This is a genomic window from Algoriphagus sp. NF (assembly GCF_028823735.1).
Lineage (GTDB): Bacteria > Bacteroidota > Bacteroidia > Cytophagales > Cyclobacteriaceae > Algoriphagus > Algoriphagus marincola.
On the sequence record NZ_JAPEIB010000001.1, the window covers coordinates 44,303 to 64,336 of the forward strand.

At 42.4% G+C, this 20,034-nt stretch carries 15 protein-coding genes; 8 read left to right on the plus strand and 7 right to left on the minus strand.

Going from position 1 to position 20,034, the window contains the following annotated elements; translation table 11 throughout:
- The first annotated feature begins 202 nt into the window (after positions 1 to 202).
- From OU792_RS00195 to OU792_RS00215, 5 genes are all read left to right on the plus strand, one after another.
- Positions 203 to 1,564, plus strand: a complete 1,362-nt coding sequence (locus OU792_RS00195; RefSeq protein WP_274669153.1) for a flavin monoamine oxidase family protein — start codon at positions 203 to 205, stop codon at positions 1,562 to 1,564.
- A gap of 4 nt (positions 1,565 to 1,568) precedes the next feature.
- A complete protein-coding gene (locus OU792_RS00200) occupies positions 1,569 to 2,699 on the plus strand; it encodes a nitrilase-related carbon-nitrogen hydrolase (protein ID WP_274669154.1) in 1,131 nt (376 codons plus the stop codon).
- Positions 2,700 to 2,703: 4 nt separating this feature from the next.
- Positions 2,704 to 3,945: a peptidase U34 gene (locus OU792_RS00205; RefSeq protein ID WP_274669155.1), complete on the plus strand. Its 1,242-nt coding sequence runs from the start codon at positions 2,704 to 2,706 to the stop codon at positions 3,943 to 3,945.
- A 93-nt stretch (positions 3,946 to 4,038) separates the two neighbouring features.
- A complete protein-coding gene (locus tag OU792_RS00210) occupies positions 4,039 to 5,601 on the plus strand; it encodes a purple acid phosphatase family protein (RefSeq protein WP_274669156.1) in 1,563 nt (520 codons plus the stop codon).
- A gap of 35 nt (positions 5,602 to 5,636) precedes the next feature.
- Complete coding sequence (locus OU792_RS00215) at positions 5,637 to 6,662, plus strand: LacI family DNA-binding transcriptional regulator (RefSeq protein ID WP_274669157.1); 1,026 nt, start codon at positions 5,637 to 5,639, stop codon at positions 6,660 to 6,662.
- A 2-nt stretch (positions 6,663 to 6,664) separates the two neighbouring features.
- On the opposite strand, the gene OU792_RS00220 is transcribed toward OU792_RS00215, so the two are convergent.
- Both OU792_RS00220 and OU792_RS00225 read right to left on the minus strand, forming a co-directional pair.
- On the minus strand, positions 6,665 to 8,608 hold the full coding sequence (locus OU792_RS00220; protein WP_274669158.1) for an alpha-amylase family glycosyl hydrolase: 1,944 nt from the start codon (positions 8,606 to 8,608) through the stop codon (positions 6,665 to 6,667).
- 2 nt (positions 8,609 to 8,610) lie between these two features.
- The gene (locus OU792_RS00225) at positions 8,611 to 10,092 is read right to left on the minus strand and encodes an MFS transporter (protein WP_274669159.1); all 1,482 of its coding nucleotides are present in this window, start codon (positions 10,090 to 10,092) and stop codon (positions 8,611 to 8,613) included.
- A 257-nt stretch (positions 10,093 to 10,349) separates the two neighbouring features.
- Here OU792_RS00225 and rlmD point away from each other — a divergent pair, with 257 nt between their 5' ends.
- Genes rlmD through OU792_RS00240 form a run of 3 tightly spaced genes read left to right on the plus strand, consistent with a single transcriptional unit; the run spans position 10,350 to position 12,940 of the window.
- The gene (gene rlmD / locus OU792_RS00230; RefSeq protein WP_274669160.1) at positions 10,350 to 11,756 is read left to right on the plus strand and encodes a 23S rRNA (uracil(1939)-C(5))-methyltransferase RlmD; all 1,407 of its coding nucleotides are present in this window, start codon (positions 10,350 to 10,352) and stop codon (positions 11,754 to 11,756) included.
- Positions 11,753 to 12,130, plus strand: a complete 378-nt coding sequence (locus tag OU792_RS00235; RefSeq protein ID WP_026945060.1) for a hypothetical protein — start codon at positions 11,753 to 11,755, stop codon at positions 12,128 to 12,130. The genes rlmD and OU792_RS00235 overlap by 4 nt, the downstream gene beginning before the upstream one ends.
- Before the next feature lie 9 nt (positions 12,131 to 12,139).
- Complete coding sequence (locus OU792_RS00240; protein ID WP_274669161.1) at positions 12,140 to 12,940, plus strand: DUF4397 domain-containing protein; 801 nt, start codon at positions 12,140 to 12,142, stop codon at positions 12,938 to 12,940.
- Positions 12,941 to 13,305: 365 nt separating this feature from the next.
- Here the strand turns inward: OU792_RS00240 and OU792_RS00245 are convergent, their stop codons facing one another.
- From OU792_RS00245 to OU792_RS00265, 5 genes are all read right to left on the minus strand, one after another.
- On the minus strand, positions 13,306 to 14,637 hold the full coding sequence (locus OU792_RS00245) for a hypothetical protein (protein ID WP_274669162.1): 1,332 nt from the start codon (positions 14,635 to 14,637) through the stop codon (positions 13,306 to 13,308).
- Positions 14,624 to 15,172 (minus strand): RNA polymerase sigma factor, encoded by a 549-nt coding sequence (locus OU792_RS00250; protein WP_100627436.1) that lies wholly within the window; start codon positions 15,170 to 15,172, stop codon positions 14,624 to 14,626. The genes OU792_RS00245 and OU792_RS00250 overlap by 14 nt, the downstream gene beginning before the upstream one ends.
- Positions 15,173 to 15,370: 198 nt before the next feature.
- Entirely contained in the window at positions 15,371 to 17,215 is a 1,845-nt protein-coding gene (locus tag OU792_RS00255; protein WP_274669163.1) for an FAD-dependent oxidoreductase, read from the minus strand.
- Between the two features lie 8 nt (positions 17,216 to 17,223).
- Positions 17,224 to 18,369: a glycoside hydrolase family 18 protein gene (locus tag OU792_RS00260; protein WP_274669164.1), complete on the minus strand. Its 1,146-nt coding sequence runs from the start codon at positions 18,367 to 18,369 to the stop codon at positions 17,224 to 17,226.
- Between the two features lie 86 nt (positions 18,370 to 18,455).
- Positions 18,456 to 20,021, minus strand: coding sequence for a SusD/RagB family nutrient-binding outer membrane lipoprotein (locus tag OU792_RS00265; protein ID WP_274669165.1), 1,566 nt, complete (start codon positions 20,019 to 20,021; stop codon positions 18,456 to 18,458).
- Positions 20,022 to 20,034 lie beyond the last annotated feature (13 nt).

Genomic DNA, 20,034 nt, shown 5'->3' on the forward strand with positions numbered 1-20,034 from the left:
TATTCAAAACTATCCTAAAGTAAAACTTTTCAACAAAACCAATATTATATTATTAATCAATTTTTTATAGATATTTATTGAAGTAAAAATCTTAATGAAAATACTGACTCTTCCACTTTTTTCAACTGAAATCTTTTAAAGCAAATCTCTACAAGAAAGAGCTTTCGAAAGTGCAAAATCAAAAATCTGCCTATATTCCAGCATGAAAATCCAGCAGACGGAAGTAGTCATCATTGGCGCCGGTTTCTCAGGAATAGCTGCAGCAAAAAAACTTCATGAAGCCAAGATTCCTTTTTTGATTTTAGAAGCAAGAGAGCGAATCGGCGGTCGGGTTTTCACCAAGCATTTATCCGAAAATCTCTATGTAGATCTAGGTGGACAATGGATCGGACCTACTCAAGATCGAATGTATGCACTATGTCAAGAGCTCAACATCCCCTACTTTGAGACCTACGATCAGGGTAAAAATATCTTGAACCTCCTTGGGAAAATCCGGACCTATCAAGGCATCATTCCCAAGATGGATCCCCTATCGCTGATCAACTTGGACATAGTGATGCGAAGGCTGGAGCGGATGGCAAAGCAGATTGACATCCAATCTCCTTGGACTCACCCAAAAGCTGGAAAATGGGATGGAATGACTTTGGAGGACTTTTTAAAAAAATACTCGAAAACCAAATCCTGCTATGAAGTCATCAAAATTGGATGTGAGACCATCTTCGCATGCGAACTTTCCGAGATATCCCTGCTACATGCTCTCTTTTACATTCGCTCAGGAACTTCATTAGACTGCCTAATCAATATCAAGAATGGAGCTCAACAGCATCGAATTGAGGGTGGTATGCAACGAATCATAGAAGAAATGGCCAAACCCTTTTATGATAAAATCATTTTCGAATCACCTGTAGAAAGAGTAATTCAAGGCGCAGATTCGATTTCGGTGGACTTTGGTGATCGGTCAATAGAAGCCCAAGAAGCAATTATTGCTATTCCTCCACCGCTTTTGAACCAGATTCAATTCGAACCGAGGCTTTCTAAGGAAAAACAGGAGCTCCTTCAAAACTACCCCATGGGACGCGTAGGGAAGTGTTTTATGATCTATGAGAAGCCTTTCTGGAGAACATTAGAATACAGCGGGCAGGTGGTGAGTGATGACCCTCTGACCCATCAGACTGTTTTTGATTGCACACCTGCCGATGGAAGATTCGGGATATTAATGGGATTTGTAATCGGAAACCGAGCTGAGGAATATTTTTGCCTGTCTGAGGAAGAACGAAAAAACCGGATGATGCGATCTTTGAAGCAGTATTTTGGTGAAAAAGCAGAAACTGCCATTGAGTACCTCGATTTTACTATGAGCGATGAAGCCTGGTCTAAAGGCTGCTATGCAGGTTTAATGCCTGTCAATTCCTGGTCCAAATTCCAGGACAATTATAGAAAATCAGAGGATCGATTGCATTTTGCAGGAACGGAGGCTGCTATGCGCTGGCATGGATACATTGAAGGTGCCGTATTGGCAGGAGAAGCAGCCGCCTCCAAAATCATAAAAAATCAACCCAATTAACTTCATGAGGAGAATCCTGATATCTTCAGTTCTATTAATCATCTTTATTTGGCTTATTTGGTCATTTTCTGGCAGAAGCTATCCGCTAAAGGAGCCTCAATTATATTTGGATCTGGTAGAAGAAATAAATCCCTCAGAATCTTTAAACAGAAATATTGTAGGGATTCAGCCTTACATGGAGGCGAGCGACTACCTGGATCAGGAAACCTTCTATCGGAAGTTGGAGCTTTATCTGCATGAATCGAGAAAGTCAGGCCTTATTCGACCCAATACCATCGTTCTACTTCCTGAATACTTGGGGACATGGCTGGTGCTATCGGGCGAGAAGCATAATTTGGCTGAAAAAGAGACGGTTGAAGAAGCAATGACTTCTTTGATTCTATCAAACATTGTAGATTTTTCCATTAACCTCATCCGGTCAAACGAAGAGGATAAAGTAACAGCCGCCATTTTCCGAATGAAATCGCTTGAGATGGCTGAGGATTATTTTGATACATTCAGCAAGCTTTCTCAGGACTTCAATTGCTATATTGCCGCAGGAAGTATTGTCCTTCCAAAACCTCAAGTGGTAGAAGGTGAGCTAATTATTGATTCCAGTGAGCCGCTTTATAACAGTTCTTTCATCTTTGGACCGGATGGAAAAATCATCGGAAAACCGATTTTAAAAGCCTTCCCAATCGATGCTGAGCTTCCCTTTGTCCAAAGTCAAACTGTGGAAGAATTACCTGTCTTCGAATTGCCCATGGGAAAAGCGGCGCTACTGATCTGTGCTGATAGCTGGTATCCTGAGCCTTACGCAAAAGCTGAAAAAGAAAAAGCTGAGATTATCCTTGTACCCTCCTATCTCACAGGAGAAAACACCATGAAAAATCCTTGGCAGGGCTATAATGGTTCGGAGGCTCCTGCCTCAACTGACCTAAGTGATATCCAAAAAATAACTGAATGGGAAGCCTGGTATAAATATGCCCTTCCCGGAAAAATCACAAAAACCTCCGCTGAGGTAGGCATGAATGTGTTTCTCAGAGGAAAACTTTGGGAAATGGGCGCAGATGGTCAGCCATTAGCCATTCTGAATGGTCAAGCGCTAAAGGCTACAGCTGCAGCACGAGCTGGAATTTGGTCACTGAACTACTAGAATCATGTGCGACACCCTACTGGCCAGAGGAATTATTTCGGAGAAAGGAAATTTAATTTTTGCAAAAAACTCTGACCGAGAGCCTTTAGAAGCGCAGGAACAGGTGCATATCCCCCGGATATCGCATTCGGAAAAAACACTAAACTGCACCTATATCCAAATCCCACAGGTTAGTTCTACCTGGGAAGTATGGTTATCTAAACCCTTTCAGATGTGGGGTGCAGAAATGGGAGTAAATGAATGGGGATTAGCCATAGGAAACGAAGCGGTTTTCACCCAAGTGAAATTTGATAAATCCCAACCGGGATTAACAGGAATGGATTTGCTGAGACTAGCCTTGGAGCGCTCCAAGACTGCTATGGCTGCAAAAGATCTGATCATAGAACTTTTAGAAAAATTTGGTCAGAATGCCTGTGGCGGCTATGAAAACAAAAACTTCTACTATCACAACAGCTTCCTAATCGCCGATCCAAAAGATGCTTTAATATTGGAAACTGCTGGGAAATCCTGGGCATGGAAAAGAGTAAAAAACCATGCAAGCATATCCAATTGCCTGAGTTTGGAAGATGACTTTGAAGAATGGGGAATCAAGGAAGAAGACATGTATTTGAGCTCCATTTTTAATTCTAAAAAAGGATTTAAAAGTCGGTATTCAGATTTTCTGTATACCTATTTCTCCAAAGCCAAAGATCGAAAGTCTTATACAGAGAAATCCCTCATCAGTCAAAGAGGCCAAACTGGCCCCAAACAAATGATGGAAATTTTAAAGTCTCACCATCCCATAGGCGAAGGCTTTCATCCCAAAAAGGCGAGTGCAGCTTCAGTCTGTATGCATGCGACTGGTCTGACCAACCCCTCGGAAACCACCGGAAGTATGGTTGCAGAAATTAGAAAGGATCAACCACACACTATTTGGCTCTGCCCCAGCCCTCACCCCTGCCAAAGTTTGTACATCCCCTTTTATTTTGGGAATGAAACCAGTTTTTTGACCCATCCTTCCCATCTCGAAGATGATTCTCTCTGGTGGCAGGCAAAGAAGCTACATACGATCATAGAACGAAACTGGAAAGAGCTCTTTCCTAAGCTGAAAGCCGAATTGAACCAGATTCAAGAAAATTGGATCAAGAGGGATAATTCCCTGATAGAAGAAGCGGCTAGCCCTGAGGAGTTGAGTAAATTCAGCCTTGACTGCTATTTGTTTTACCAAAAATGGATCAAGGAAAAGCTTCAGGAAGTCTCAAAATAAATAAGCTGTTAATTGCCTTTTATTAATTAGTCAAATGGCCATCACACCAAAATTTAGAAACTAAAAAGTGGTATTTTGTCAAAAAGCATCGAAATGAAAAAATCTACTTTACTTCTCGCTCTTTTTCTTTTTTTCTCCAACCTGAGTTTGGCGCAGGAAATCCGAGTTTACAAGGAGCCTAAATTCGGTTTTGATTGGAGTCAACCTTCCGTATATCCTGATCGCATCGTCATATCATTTGGAGAAGACCCAAGTCAGGAAATACGAATCAATTGGCGAACTAATACCGAAATTACAGAGGCTTATGCAGAACTAGCCCCGGCCACTGCAGCTCCTAAGTTTTGGAGAAATGCAACCACTCAGAAGGCTGAAACGGAAGTTTTGGACTCCAGAAACGTTGCACAAGCAGAAACGGTCGCCCATTATCATCAGAGTAGCTTTTCCGGCCTTGAACCCAATACCATCTATGCCTACCGGGTAGGTGATGGTGAACGCTGGTCTGAATGGTTCCAATTCAAAACAGCAAGCGCGAAAGCAGCAGATAGATTTTCTTTCCTGTATGTAGGTGACGCTCAAAACTACGTACTTGAACTTTGGTCAAGATTAATTCGGGAAGGCTTTAAAAAGGCTCCTGAAGCAGAATTCATCATTCACGCCGGAGACTTGATCAATTATGCGCATAGGGAACAGGAATGGCATGAATGGTTTACTGCAGGGGGATTCATTCATAGCATGCTCCCTACGATGGCTGTACCGGGAAATCATGAATACAATTATCTGAATCAGGCTGACCGCGAAAAACGACAGCGCAGCCTTTCAGTTCAATGGAGACCACAGTTCAACTTAACTTTAAACGGTCCCAAAGGACTGGAAGAAACGGTCTACTACATGGATTATCCAAATGCTAAGTTCATCTTTTTGGACAGTAATAGAGACCAGGAAATCCAAGCTCAATGGCTGGAGGAGGTTTTGGAGAAAAACACCAAAAAATGGGTGATCGTTACCTATCACCATCCGCTGTTTTCTGCATCTGCTGGAAGAGACAATGAAGCCCTTAGAAAGCTTTGGAAGCCTATTTTCGATAAGTATCAGGTCGATCTAGCACTTCAGGGACATGATCATAGCTATGGCAGAGGCCGTGTAGCTCCCGGAGAAAATGTAATGGATGGACTGAATATGCAAGATGCAACGGGAACAGTCTATGTAGTATCGGTCAGTGGTGGCAAAATGTATAATATCAAACCCGATGGATGGGATGAGTGGGGTGCGGTAAGAGATCGTGCTGCCGAAAACACCCAGCTTTTTCAAGTGGTCAGCATTGAAGACAACAAACTGGAATTTGAATCCTATACGGCAATAGGAGAGCTTTATGACAAATTTGACTTGGTGAAGAATGAGGATGGAATCAATCAATTTATTGAATACAAGCAAAATCTTGATCCTGAATTCCGTTTTGACAACACCATCCCTTATGTGGATCAGCTTCCGGGATTGATGGAAGAAAACCTTCTCAAAAAATACCCTGGATATAGTGTAGAGCAAGTGCGATTTTATGAAGAGGAAGGAAACCCTCGCATCCGAGTCACTTTGAAGTCTTCTGATCAAGTGAAGAATCTGATCCTAGATCAAGAAGGTAGAGTCCTTTCGGAGGATTAAGACATTATTCATCTTTTGAAATCAGTCAAATAATTATGACCGAGAAAAAACGTGTTACACTGAAGGACATTGCTCGAGAGCTAGGTATCTCTGTGTCTACCGCCTCAAGAGCGCTTAATTCCTATCAGGGAATTTCCGAAGAAACCATCAAACTGGTAAAGGATTATGCAGAAAAGCATCATTATATCCCAAATTCAATAGCGGTCAATTTTCGAAAAAACAGGACTATGACGATTGGGATGATCGTGCCTGAAGTGGTGCATTATTATTTTTCGTCCATTATCAGCGGGGCACTTCATGCTGCTAAAAAACAGGGATACCGAGTCTTGATCAGTCAGACAGATGAAAAACTTGAAAATGAAATCCATGCCTGTCATAATATGCTTGCTGGAAATGTAGACGGAATTTTGATCTCTATTTCCAATGAAACAGAGGAAGTGGATCACATTCAGGATTTTTTGGATGAAGGTAAAGCAGTCGTTCAGTTTGACAAGTATTCTGAGAAGCTCAAAAGTCCTATTGTGACGAGTGATGACTTGGAAAGCGCCTACCGGGCGGTTACCCATTTGATAGAAAAAGGATATCGCAATATTGCCCATATAAACGGTCTGGCAAATGTTCGAAACTCTAAGGACCGCCTCGCAGGCTATCATAAAGCCTTAAAGGAGCATGAATTGGATTTTGACCCCAATTGGATTCCGCATTGTAAGGATATCACGGAAGAAGAGGGCTTTGCCTTTGCCAAGCAGCTGATGGAAAGTAGCAATCCTCCTGATGCTATCTTTTGCATTACAGACTCGGTTGCATTAGGCGCAATGAACTACCTGAAGAAAGCTAAAATAAAGGTTCCTGAGGAGGTTGGCGTAATGGGCTTTAGCAATTGGAAAATCTCAGAAGTCATGACACCTTCCCTTAGTACGGTAGAACAGCATGGGTTTGAGGTAGGTAAGATGGCTGCTGAAATCCTACTCAAGGCTACCCAAAACCCAAATGAAGAATCTACAAATCAATTCACTGAAATCAAGAGTGATCTGATCATTCGGGAGTCTACTCAGAAATAGTGTCAGGAAAGAACTTCCAAGATCCTAAATCCATAAGGCTCGAGGATCAAATATTGATCATCGCTAGCGACAGAAATTTCTTCCTTCGAGACATGATCCCGAAGCTTTTTGGGACTGAAGCCAAACTCTTTGAATGCATACCAAGTCAAAAAAGAAGCCTTTTCTGAGTAATTTCCGACTACAAAAATTCGCTGATCTTCTTTTTCCCGAAGGAATCCAGCTACATGGATATTATGTGGATTCATCCATCGAATGTTGCTATTATCTGAAATAGCAGGAAGACTTTTCCGGATCTGTATCAACTGTTTTAAGCCAGAAAATACCCTTTCCTCCACAGTCCCTTCTGTATGACGCTCAGCTGCCTTTTCCCAATCAATTAAAGGTCTATGCATCCATCGATTATCGTAGCTTTTCGCTGGATCATGCTGAAAGGTATAATCATTCAGATAGCCCAATTCATCTCCATAATAAAGCATGGGTAAGCCTCCCTGGAAAATAGAAAAAGCCTGCATCAAGAGTATTTTTTGGATAGAAAGCGCTACTTGATACCCATCCTTAGCATACAATGCTGCTTCCAAACCGCATAAGGAGGCCAAAGAACCCGAGATTCGGGCATCACCTGTTTTAGGATTGCTGGAAAATAAGGCTCCTCGTGAAGGACTTCCTGGGAAAGAACCGGAAAAGTAATTTTTCAAAAAACTTCGATGTAAAAAGGGATCCTTTCCTGCCTTCGCAATCATCCAATCATCATACCCTAGTCCTATATCATCATGACAGCGGGTATAAGATATCCAACTTGTTCCCTGTGGCTTTTGCTGTAAAATAGGCTGTGCTTCCAGCATGACTCTAGTGTCGCCTGAGGCGAGCATATCCCACTGCAGAGCCATTTGTGTGGCATTGTAGGCAAAATCGCACTCCTTCCCTGCTCGATCACCTTTTCCGAAGTACTCCATGATAAAATTGGGGGCAACAATGGCCTCTCCCAAAATTGCCATGCCTGGGCTGGCAATCTGTACAGCTTGCTTGATCAGTTGAAGAAGTAAATGAGCCTGAGGCAGGTTCTGACAGCTTGTTCCTGTTTCTTTCCAGATAAATGCAGGAGCATCGATCCGAATCAAATCCACTCCCAAATTGGCATAGAAAAGAATATTATCCAGCATTTCTCTCAGCACTTCCGGATTTCGGTAATTCAGGTCCCATTGATAATTGTGAAAGACAGTCATCACCCATTTTTGACATTCCTCAGACCAGGTAAAATTACCTGGTGAGCTTTCAGGAAAGATTTCTGGCATGGCCGCCTCAAACTGATTTGGAATCCAGCGGTTATCATACATGTAGAAATAATCCTGGAATTTTTTTTCACCGGATTTGGCCTTTTCGGCCCATTCATGTCGATACGAAGTGTGATTGAGTACGATATCCAGCATCAAATACATCCCCTCATCATGCATTTTTTTACGGAGAGAGCAAAGTTCTTCCAGAGTCCCAAAGCGCTCATCCACTTTACGGAAATTAGACACAGCGTAGCCTCCATCACTTTCCCCCTGAGGACTTTCGAATAGTGGCATCAAATGAAGGAAATTAACTCCAAGCTCATCCAGATAAGCCAGTTTGCCTTCCATTTGAGCAATAGAACCTGCAAAACGGTCCACATACAAGCTCATGCCTACTAAGTCATTGGAAAGAAACCAGTCAGGCTTTTTGGACAAATCCCGCTTCTTAAGATCGGCTGACCTACTCAGATATGCCGAAATTATTGATCGAAGAAGGTCTTGGAATTTGACTTCTGAATCTTCAAGATGTCCATAGATGGAAAAATAAAGCTGTCGGAGATTCTCATATCCCAATTCCAACCTTTTCCAAAATTCAGCATGCTCTCCAGAACTACTGATCCCAAACTCACCTGCAATTGATTTGTAATCCTTATTTCCCACTTCAATAATCATCCTTAATGTCCACTGCCTCCGATGGGCTGATCTGTTACGATATTCTTATTTTCTTTAATTAGCAATACTGCAGCTGCAGCCACTATCAACAATACTCCACCAAAAACAATGGCCAATCCTGGATCATTTCCCAAAAAGTTTTTGGAGATAAAGCCGAAAGTTACTGTCTGCAAAATCATAGGAATCACAATCATCATGTTGATAATCCCCATATACACCCCATAGCGTTCCTTTGGAATTTCATTGACAACGAGTAGATAAGGCACACCCATCATACTGGCCCAGGCAATCCCAAACCCAGCCATCGGAATAAAAAGCGCATATTTATTCGTCAATTGGGGAAAAACCATCAATCCTAAACCGGCAATAATTAGACAGATGAAGTGAACCTTCTTAGGGCCGAACTTGGTAGCCATCCGGGCTAGGTAAAAAGCTGAAAGAAAGGTCACCACATTGTACCAACCATTAACCAGGCCGGTCCATCCCACTGCCTCTTCATAAAGCTTGGGATCACCACTTGGGCTGGTATTCCAAACCGATTGGGCGACACTCTTGGCGGCATTTTGCCAATAACAAAAGAGCGCATACCATTGAAAAAGATAGACCAAGGCCAATTGCCACATGACTTTTGGCATGACCATGATCGATTCAATGATTTCGATATTTTGGGCAAAAAGAATCCGAGTTTTCGAATTGGATTTGGTTTTTTGCAAAACTCTATGCAGAAGTCCTCTCGAGAAAATCGCGGGTACTAGCAAAACCAAAAAGACCAGGTAAGCAATCAGAGTGGTTAAAATCGAAAGAAAAAACTGTATAGCTGGGTGAGGCATGCCCTCCGTTCGCTTTTTCAAAGCTTTCAACTCTTCCTCACTGGGCGGAATTTCGGGCGTCTTGGAAATACTCCACATCACCGACCCGATGGAACAAACAGTACCTAGGAAAAAAGACGCATAAACCCAATAAGGCAAGGAACCCCAGGTGCCAGGAATGTATTTTTGAAATACAAAAAGAGAAACATTAGCCAAGGTAATCCCCAAACCCGTGAAGAAACTTTGCGTCAAAAACCCGGTACTATACTGCTCGTCGGGAAGCTTGTCTGCGATAAGGGCTCGGTAAGGTTCCATTGCAGTATTATTCGCAGCATCTAGCACCCAAAGTAAACCTGCAGCCATCCAAAGCGAGCTACTGAAGGGATACAAAAAGAGCGTAATGCTACAGAATAAAGCCCCGATAAAGAAGAAAGGCTTTCTCCTGCCATACTTAGGGCTCCAAGTATTGTCGCTAAGTGCCCCAATGATGGGTTGAATCAAAAGCCCGGTCATAGGACCAGCCAAGTTAAGAATGGGGATTTCGTCAGGAGCTGCACCCAACATGTCGTAGATGGGATTGACTGCACTCTGCTGTAGACCAAAACTGTACTGAATGCCAAAAAACCCAACATTCATGTTGATGATCTGCGAAAAGGACAAGGTGGGTTTTCTCATTAAAAACCGATTTATTTTGGGTTTGTAGAAGACTTGATTCTTTTCATAGAAAAAAACCTGTTCAACATACCAAATTTTCTTTGTCAAAAAGAAGCATTAAGAGAGAAATAAAAGAAAAATTTAATGCAAACGGTTGATAATTTTGACAAGGCTAAATTTCACATATAAATCTGGCTGTCCTAGCTTTTTGCTCTTGAGACCGATCAAAGAGTTTTCACAAAATCTCTTTCTCCTTCATTTTCCCTAATTTTGCAGCCATGTCGAGAAAAATGAAAAACAAAATCATCACTGAGGTGACCATTGAGCGCATTGCCTCCGAGGGGAAATGCATCGGGCATCATGATGGCAAGGTAGTTTTTGTGGGGAACGTCGCCCCGGGAGACATTGTAGACGTACGGATCACCAAGGGAAAAAGCTCCTTTATGGAGGGGGAAGCCGTACATTTCCACCAATACTCCAAAGATAGAGTTGAGCCATTTTGTGCGCATTTCGGGACTTGCGGCGGCTGCAAATGGCAGCACATCAATTATGATCTGCAAAAGACCTACAAAAGGCAGCAGGTAGTCGATCAATTTGAGCGAATTGCCAAAGTTCCTATCCCCGAGGTCTTACCAATTTTAGGATCTGCAAATACCCGCTACTACCGGAATAAACTGGATTTCACTTTCTCGAATAAAAAATGGCTGACCATCGAGCAGATCCGATCAGGAGAGGAATTTGAGCGAAATGCATTGGGTTTTCACATACCTAAAATGTTTGACAAGATCATTGATATTGATCATTGCTACCTGCAGGGTGGTCTTTCAAATGATGTGAGAAATAGCCTTCGAGAATTTGCCCTCAAAAACCGACTGAGCTTCTATGACATTCGAAATCAGGTAGGTTTGCTTCGAAATCTTATCATCCGGACTACATCTACGGATCAAACCATGGTGATTGTCCAGTTTGGTGAAGATGATGCGGAGAATATTCAGCTTGTGATGGAGTTTATGAAGTCAAAATTCCCGGAAATCACTTCCCTCCTCTATGTCATCAATACCAAAGGAAACGAAACCTTTCATGATTTAGAATTGGTAACCTTCGCAGGCTTACCTTACATCGAGGAAGAAATGGAAGGGCTCAAGTTTAGAATTGGTCCGAAGTCATTTTATCAGACCAACTCTGATCAGGCATACGAACTGTATAAAGTTGCGAGGGATTTTGCAGAGCTCAAAGGGGATGAAGTAGTCTATGACCTTTATACTGGGACAGGTACCATTGCAAATTTTGTAGCCAAACAAGCCCAACAAGTAATCGGTGTCGAGTATGTGGAAGCTGCGATCGAGGATGCGAAATTGAATTCCGAAATCAATGGAATCACAAACACGCAATTCTATGCAGGTGACATGAAAGATGTGCTCAATGAAGAATTCATTGCGAAGCATGCAGCTCCGGATGTAATTATCACTGATCCGCCACGAGCAGGAATGCACGAAGATGTAGTGAAAATGCTGCTTCGCCTTGCTGCCCCTACGATCGTTTATGTCTCTTGTAACCCAGCCACACAGGCTAGAGACGTAGCTTTGCTAGCTGAAAAATACCAAGTGGAACGAATTCAGCCTGTAGACATGTTCCCTCAGACCTATCATGTAGAAAATGTTGTACGATTAACCTTAAAGCCATGATTTCTGACTTTAACGATCCCGAACTCAACGGAAAATACTTGGGTACAATCAGTAGTGATTTTGTAAAAATCTCAGATGTACTCAAAGAGGCTGCCTATCAGGTCAAGTCAAGAGGATTTTCAGATTTCCCTATTTTCCCGATTTCCAAGGAAATGCAACCCATCGGAAAGTTGTTTTTGGGGAAGGTAGAGAAAAACCTCGAATGGAATTATTTCATCACCTACGTCGATGAATTTGTGCAGCGAAAGCTGATAGCCGAGGATGCTCTTGAGGATTTTAAGAAAGCATTCAAAGATCCTGATGAGTTCTGCTGTCTATTTGTGATGGACGGAGCCTTTACCAGTTTTGTCTACATCCCCTACCCCGAGGAATAAAGACAAAAAATGATAAAAATTAAGCCGTGGTTGAAGCGAATCACGGCTTTTTTGCGTCTAGGAGAAAAACCAATTACTAGCACAATTATGATTAAAAACCCAGTATCCATTTTCAAATCAATTGCCTTGAAGTCCTTGGCTTTCGGCGGCTTGGCTTTATTGGCAACTTCCTGTTTGGATGACATTGACATTCCTGATCCTACACCAGCAGCTTATGTCTCCATCTATCAGGGATCTGCTACGGCTCCTGACCTTAATATTTTCGCCGACAACAATCAGGTAACACAGCAGCCATTAGGGTTTTCTGAATTCATCGCCTATAGCCCTTTTTTCATCGGTGAGCGTCTGATGCGCTACACCAGTGCTTCGAGTACCAGCAGCCTTTTAGAGCAAAATGTCACTCTTGAAGTGGATAAAGTCTATTCGATTTTCCTTAGCAGTAAAGATGATCAGCTCGAATCTACCCTAGTCGAAGATGTATGGGAAGACCCCGTGGCAGATTTAGCACAACTTCGATTTGCACACCTTTCCTCAGAACTGGGAGAGATCTATGTCGAGTTTTCGGGATTAACTACGCCGATCACTCCAAATGTTAAGTTCCAGGATATCACAGATTTTGCAGAGCTGCAGCCAGGGATTTATGACATTGATGTAAAATCCGTCGAAAACGGAGAATCACTTCTTCAAATCGATGGTGTCGAAATCAGGGATAGGTTTGTTTACACGCTAATTCTGAAAGGAAATGAAGGTGCAACTGAAACATCCAAGGAGCTGGACCTTCAACTTATTACCAACTATTTCGGGATCTAAAAATCCCATCACAATGAATTAAGACCGGGGCACAATTGCTCCGGTTTTTTTTTGTGCCAACAACTACGAAACAATACGACGATTTTTCTACCCGGAAACTGCAAAAAGTAAAGAAACAGTACTGAAGTCACGAAATATTTTAGCCTAAGGCAAAGAGGAACAATTCAATCTGGTGAAAAAACATTAACCATTAATGCCGGTGCTGGTCCAAGATCTTTAAATGGAAATAAAAATAGGATGCCGAAAAGATTGAGATAGTTTAAAAATAGTGTTAGAAGAAAGCATTAAAAAAGGTACAATCCCACTTGACCGAAGGCAGGTCGGAAGACTTAAATCACAGGTTATTTCGAAAAGTTTTAAACCCTTTATTTCCCAAAATTAACTTTGAAAGACGCGCCTACCAGACCGGGATTTTCACCAAAACCCGTAAAGTCTGTCAATGGGAGATTGTAAAATGGCATCAAGACATAGTTGACATTTTTGCTTTCCAGCAGCTGAATATTCAATCCAAAATTTGCTGTAGCAAAAGGGTAAAACCGTTGATTGGCGGGTTCCAAGGAAGTATTTTGTACCACTGACTCTTGAATGATTCTAGAATCATTGATACTCGAATTCGCCGCATCATTTGCCACAACAACCTGCCTTGTAAAAGAAGACTCCACATCGGCTTGCTGATTGATGGCATAGATAGAAGAAAATCCAGCTCTTATGGAAATAGTATTACTTGGATTGATTGGATATTGAACAAAAAGCGGAAGTTCCACTTGAGCCTGATTGACGGTAATTCTTTCTTCAGAAGGTGCGATAGAACTTGCAAAGGCATTTGCTGGTGAGAATGCCACTTCACTTTGCTGGCTAAGAGTATTCAAGGCCAAACCGGTTCCTAGTCTAATTTTCTCTGTCACAGGAACGGCCAATGCCATTCCCAAGCCCAGACTGCTGCTAGAAACCTGTCCACCTCCATCGCCTGTGCCTCCACCAAATGCAGGAGCCACCCCAACTTCCCAAGCGATAGCTTTAGAATTTTTTGACCTTTTTTCTTCCTCTGCTGAGGCAATATTCCATGAAGTCTCATCAATCTTATCGCTTATTTCAGAAGAATCAGCCAAATCTCTATTTCGGTAGTATGAATTTTTGGCTTCTGAGTTACTCGAATTCGACCAGTCTCCTGCCAGAAGTTTTTGTTTGAACTCTGCTTCAGACAATGATTTGAATGGAATATCACTCGTTTTTTCTTTAGGAATTCCAGAATCCCCGATCAATTCTTTATTTGGAAAATTTGAAATAGACTGTTCTGTATTTTCTGATTTAACAGACTCTATGGAGCTTTCTTTGGAAGATTCAGCAATCAAATTTTCCGGAGCTACTGGATTAGTTCTGATTTCTAGTTCCTCTTTTGAAATAGAGTCAACTTGAGCGGGAGTAGTTGGGAGCTCAAATTCAGATTCTGTACTTGTAATCACCTCATTTTGCTCAATACTATCTGACTGAAAATCCTGAGAGATCCAGGTATAACCCAGCCCAAGCAGAAGGCATGCTGCAATTCCACTAATAAAGACAGGCAGCCATGGAAAACCACCCGATTTCCTGCTTTTTTCAAAAGCCTCCCAAGCTCCTGCCTCATAAGCTTGAGGATGGTTCTCTTGATGCTTTCGAAGAGAATCGGCTATTTCTTTTGATATTTTATCTTCCTGCATATTCCTTCAGGTGCATTTCTACTAATTCTCTTAATCGAGCTTTCGCTCTAGCCAGATAAACCCTAGAAGAGCTTTCTGTAATCCCCATTTTTTCACCGATTTCCCGATGACTGTAGCCTTCCACCTCATAAAGACTGAACACCAAATAGTGGTCTTCGGGAAGCTGATGGAGCAGTTTTACCAAGTCTTCATAAGCCATATCACTTATAGCATGGACTTCATGAAAGACCTCATTTTGCTCATTAATTTCCTGCTGTTGACTGTACTTTTTATTTTTCCTGTACCAATCAATCGCTGTATTCACGGTAATTCGACGAAGCCAGGGCTTGACGGCCTGATGATCTGTGAGGCTTTCGATGGATCCAAAAAACTTCAGAAAAGAATCATTGACTATTTCTTGGGCTAGGTCCCGATCTTTGGCATAGGAAAGACTGATACCCATGACATAGCCATAGTATTTCTTAAAAAATAATTCCTCACTTTTTGCTGAGCGACGTTTGCAACCGTCAATCAACTCTTGGTCTGACCAATTCAATGCGTAATTCTATTTGGAGAAATCACCATACCACAAGGTCTATCTCCGTCGATTTTTTACCTATTTCACTTCTTGATTTAATTCTGCTTTCTCGATTTTCAAGGCTGTTGATCTTCAACTGAAGCCTATCAAAATCAAAAAAACATCCGTTTGCCTAAGAACGGATGTTTTGAGATTTACGCTACAAGGAAAGAAAAATTATTTCAAGTCTCCATTCCAATCGACTTCTCTTTCGAAAGGTTTAATCGTACTATCCAGCAAGACAGATACTTCTCTTCGGTTCAATTCCTTCTCGGTGGTAAAACTTCCCGGCAGCCCGGCATCAGTCCAAGCATCAGCCAAATCTTTCAAGGAGATTTCAGATATTAGGTTTAAAAGTACCTGGAAGCGTTCACCAGTCAGGTAGGCTCCACTAGCACCCCAAAAAGCCTCCAAAGAATCAGAAAAAGGTCTCAAGCCCTGAATTAACTCAAATTCTGTCACCCTTCTATTAGGGTAAAACCAGGTTTGGTTTGCCCACAGATACGGAACCCCCTCCCCTTTCAGAATGCCCGAAGCACCGATTCGTTGCATTGCCTGAAAATGTGGGTCCTCGGGATTCATATCCAAAAAGGGCATGATATAGGCCTTTTGATCCAGAAGAGCCTGTTGAACTTCCCTGATGGAAATTTCCTGAAGACTTTTCTGCTGCTCAGCAGCTATTGATGCCAATACCCCAGCAGCATGCCCAATTCCCAAAACGACCGGCTGAAGCCTAGATGCCCCATTGACAATATTGGAAACAGAGATACTCTTCTCAGCAAGAATTAATGCTGATTGGGATTTTGGCACCAAGGCTCCGAGAGGGACATTGTAGGAAGGAACACGGATCTTGATAAAGTCAATGGCCGGCGCATCTAGATTCTTTTTATGATGATGGTCAATAGTGTAGTCTCCTACGGCAATTCCTGTGCGATATAAAGGACTAGGTGCATCATAAGGAGTACAGACAAAAGGAAGGGTGAAATCCACCATTCCTCGGAATCGACGTGATTCACGATGATAAGGAATCATGGGTAAACCATCCTCAGTAGGATATTCATCCGTTGCAATTCCCAAATGCTTGAAACCTAATTCATGCTGAATGTAATAGATAAAGCGTAAGCTGGTTTGCTTGGCTTTTTCAAGTTCCTTTTCACGCTCCTCAGGCGATAGTTCGACCAGATTGACATAGTGATCATTGCCACAGTTTGGCCAGTTGATCATGTATTTTCCATTGGGAAGCTTGCCATAGTCCAGCATCTTTTGACAGTCAAGCGTTGGATCTTCATCCGTGATTGGATCCGCATGGGCACAGGCACAGGCAAATTCGGCTGGGTCATAATTAGCCGGCTTAGGAATTGTTTTGTCAGAACCTTGTCCAAAATCCTTCAAGGTCACTACATAGGTAAGGTCTTGGACGATATCATTGGCCTGCTCCGGTGCAAAAGCCTCTCCGATCTCATCACGGGCATCCATTCCAAGACGGTATTCAACCCCCAAACTTGCAGCGACATCTCCCAACTCGGTAGCATCAATCAGGATCGGAGCCCAAAACTCCAGACTTTGGCCGTTTTTGTCTGCACTTACTTTCCATAGTCCATTGGTATAATCGGCACTTTGCCAATAGGTATTAAAGTTGACTTCGAGTCCTTTGGTTTCAGCTACCATTTGCTGGAAAATCTGATTCCCTACTTTAGGTTCAAAAAGCGTATTACTAACCCATCCGGTAGACATTGCTTGTTGGGAGCCATAGTGTTCTATCAATTTCGCTCGAAACTCCCCCCAAATACCTGAAGGAAGGCGATGATTCCCATCGATGGCAGAGACACCAGCAGCAGTTAGCATTCCCCCCAACCAGGGTCCTTCTTCGATGATTAGCGTATTGGCTCCATTGCGAGCCGATGCAAGTCCTGCAGCAGTTCCACTTGCCCCTCCTCCGATGATGATTACATCATAGTTTTGAGCAAAAGAAACAATGGAGATAAAAAAAGCGATAGAAAGAAAACCAGTTTTTTTGAACATAATGTAGGTTAATTTTTGGGTGTATTAGGCTTTGGGTTTAATCCATCATATACAGCATTGAGCAAGCTGCGTGTATTATCTTCGCTCATCTCCCAGAACATCGCACCTGCCAGCTTATTTTCTTTGATAAATTTCATTTTTTCCGCTAAAGACTCCGTGTCTTCATAGGTAATCCAGGCTGAATCTTTTGCAGAATATAAATACGGAACGCTTGCTTTTTCATCCCAGAATCTTACATAATGTGAGGTCTTAGAAAGAGCAAAAATTTGATGATATGGCAAGCCCATTTCAAAATCTCCGGACTGAAAAAGCCCATTTTCATCTGGAGGAACATTTTTCCACATTCTCCCATAAAAAGGAACACCAAGAACCAATTTTTCGGACGGGACCCCAAATTCTATGTGCTCCTCAACGGTAGTTTGGGCGGAGCGCCCTTTTGCTCCATGAGGATAAAGATTTGAATGATGCCCTGTGACTTTATCACCGGCGGTGTAGAAGTCGTACGCCATAATATTAATGACGTCCAGGTACTCTTGTGCCGCCGCTAGGTCATTTACTTCCAGATAACGACGGAATCCACCAGAAGCAATGGTGCTTAGGTACTTTTTGCCTGTTACAGAGCCAAGAGAATCCAATGCCTCCCGGAAGCTCTTCAGCATAGACACGAAGTTTTCCTTATCCTCGGGCTTGTAGGGGTTATTATCACCGGGAAGACCAGGGTATTCCCAGTCATAGTCCAGACCATCCAAGTCGTACTTAATCAAAAAATCTATTCCAGACTTTGTCAACTTCTTGATTCCTTCCGGAGTGGATACAGCTTCGGAAAAGCCTTTGGAATGGGTCCATCCTCCGATAGACACTAAGATTTTTAAGTCAGGGTTTATGGTTTTCAACTTATGAAGCTCCAAAAAATTCAAACTGTCTCTCTCGCTTTTTCCTTCCATATTTTGTACCAATCCCTCTCTTACATCTGCGAAAGCATAGTTGATATGGGTAAGCTTTTCAGCAGGAATTCGATTGGCTTTTACGGTTTTCCAACCAGCTACATAGCCAACGATGTGGTAATTTTTATCCGTCAGATTTGCATCCGATTCAGGTTTCGGATTGCTGCAGGAAATAACAAAAAGGACTAGGCCTAAAGTAAGAATTCGCATGTGTGAGTTTTTTTGAGGCAAGTTAAAAAAGACAGAGGTTTTGAAATGAATCAAAACCTCTGCAATCAAATCAAATTAACAGAAAATTAATTTCCGCCATCCCACCAGATACGGGTCGCGAATAGATCTCCGCCCATTCTTGATACAGCAGCCTGGTAATTATCAGGGTTAGCACCGATTTCGGTCTCCCAGTAGATCAATCTTCTTGGAATGAAGTTGCCTTCCCAGGCATTTGGATCCTGTGTTGGAGTCAATTCAGGATATCCTGTACGTCTCCAGTTGGACCAAGATTCGATATCATTTAGGTAGGTAGCGGCCCAGTACTCCTCTCCGATCAGGCGCATTTTATCTTCATCAGAAGCCGCACCAAAACCTCTTCCAGCTATGTAGGCATCGATATCTTCTGCAGGAACTGCGAAAGAAGGATCAAATAAAGTCCAAGCATTGATGGCTGCTGCCACACCTGCATTGAAGTGAGATTCAGCACTTCCGCCGATCCAACCTTTCAAAGCAGCTTCAGCTCTCATCAGCTCAACTTCTGCATAGGAGATCAAGTAGTAAGGATCTTCCCAATCAAGATACTTCAGATTAAGCATAGAGAAATTTTGCTGCACTACACTGAATCCATCCAAGGTACCTGGAGGAACTGCCTCTACTAAATTGGTGGAATTGTATCCATTCGGCAAACCGATTTGTGCTTCAGGCTCGGTAATCCAAGTAGACGCATCCTCTGGATTTCCAATACCTCCCGTGATGATCATTTTACGAGGATCATTATTGGCATCCATCCAGCTCATGAAGGTGTCAGAGATCTTACAGTCTCTAGAGTACTTGTAAGTATTCCAATATCCATCGTTCAGACCATTTCGGTTGACTCCTTGAGGTCCCGGAGCGTAGTGGATATAGGCGATATCATCATTGCTGGTAAAAGCGCCGCTGCTATTAGCCTCAGTAAATACTTCCTGAGCTTTAGCAGGGTCTACATTGCTGATTCTCATTGCCATTCTCATAAGAAGAGAGTTAGCAAACTTCTTCCACTTATCGGTGTCTCCAAAATAGATGAAATCCTGAGCTCCTAAAGGTCTCGCTGAAGCGGAGAAACGGTCTCGAGCTGCTCTTAGATCATCGATCATTTTGTTATACACCTCTTGCTGAGGCTCATAAGTAGGGAACCAATTTTCCTCTGCCTCCAGGCCATATCCAGCCTGAGTGTAAGGAATATCTCCATACATATCGGTCATTCTGTGCAGGTCAAATACCCGAAGGATAGTCGCTGCAGCATTGACATTTGCCTCATTTGGATCATCAGCTGTCTTTCTGATTACCTCAGAGAAAAGCCGAATCACATCCGTAAAATGACGCTCCATGTAAGCACCAGAATATTGTGCATTGTAGAAATACTTATCACCACTGAAGTATCCAGCAGTAGATGCAGTATGCTGGATCATCGTGGCAGCATAGAGCATATTTGCACGAGTATTTTCATACTCCCCTCCTATACGAAGTGTACCCAAGGAAAACAGGTACTGCATATCGATATCTTCGACTGCGTTCTGATTTATATTCAAGTCCAAAAGATCCTGCTCGCTACAAGAAGTAGCAAATAGCATGGAAGCCAACATCAGACCTGTTATTTTATTTGATATTCTCATTGTTTAAATAGTT

Coding starts and splice junctions, on each gene's coding strand:
- OU792_RS00195 (WP_274669153.1), top strand. CDS start 203: ATGAAAATCCAGCAGACGGAAGTAGTCATCATTGGCGCCGGTTTCTCA.
- OU792_RS00200 (WP_274669154.1), top strand. CDS start 1,569: ATGAGGAGAATCCTGATATCTTCAGTTCTATTAATCATCTTTATTTGG.
- OU792_RS00205 (WP_274669155.1), top strand. CDS start 2,704: ATGTGCGACACCCTACTGGCCAGAGGAATTATTTCGGAGAAAGGAAAT.
- OU792_RS00210 (WP_274669156.1), top strand. CDS start 4,039: ATGAAAAAATCTACTTTACTTCTCGCTCTTTTTCTTTTTTTCTCCAAC.
- OU792_RS00215 (WP_274669157.1), top strand. CDS start 5,637: ATGACCGAGAAAAAACGTGTTACACTGAAGGACATTGCTCGAGAGCTA.
- OU792_RS00220 (WP_274669158.1), bottom strand. CDS start 8,608: ATGATTATTGAAGTGGGAAATAAGGATTACAAATCAATTGCAGGTGAG.
- OU792_RS00225 (WP_274669159.1), bottom strand. CDS start 10,092: ATGAGAAAACCCACCTTGTCCTTTTCGCAGATCATCAACATGAATGTT.
- rlmD (WP_274669160.1), top strand. CDS start 10,350: ATGTCGAGAAAAATGAAAAACAAAATCATCACTGAGGTGACCATTGAG.
- OU792_RS00235 (WP_026945060.1), top strand. CDS start 11,753: ATGATTTCTGACTTTAACGATCCCGAACTCAACGGAAAATACTTGGGT.
- OU792_RS00240 (WP_274669161.1), top strand. CDS start 12,140: ATGATAAAAATTAAGCCGTGGTTGAAGCGAATCACGGCTTTTTTGCGT.
- OU792_RS00245 (WP_274669162.1), bottom strand. CDS start 14,637: ATGCAGGAAGATAAAATATCAAAAGAAATAGCCGATTCTCTTCGAAAG.
- OU792_RS00255 (WP_274669163.1), bottom strand. CDS start 17,215: ATGTTCAAAAAAACTGGTTTTCTTTCTATCGCTTTTTTTATCTCCATT.
- OU792_RS00260 (WP_274669164.1), bottom strand. CDS start 18,369: ATGCGAATTCTTACTTTAGGCCTAGTCCTTTTTGTTATTTCCTGCAGC.
- OU792_RS00265 (WP_274669165.1), bottom strand. CDS start 20,021: ATGAGAATATCAAATAAAATAACAGGTCTGATGTTGGCTTCCATGCTA.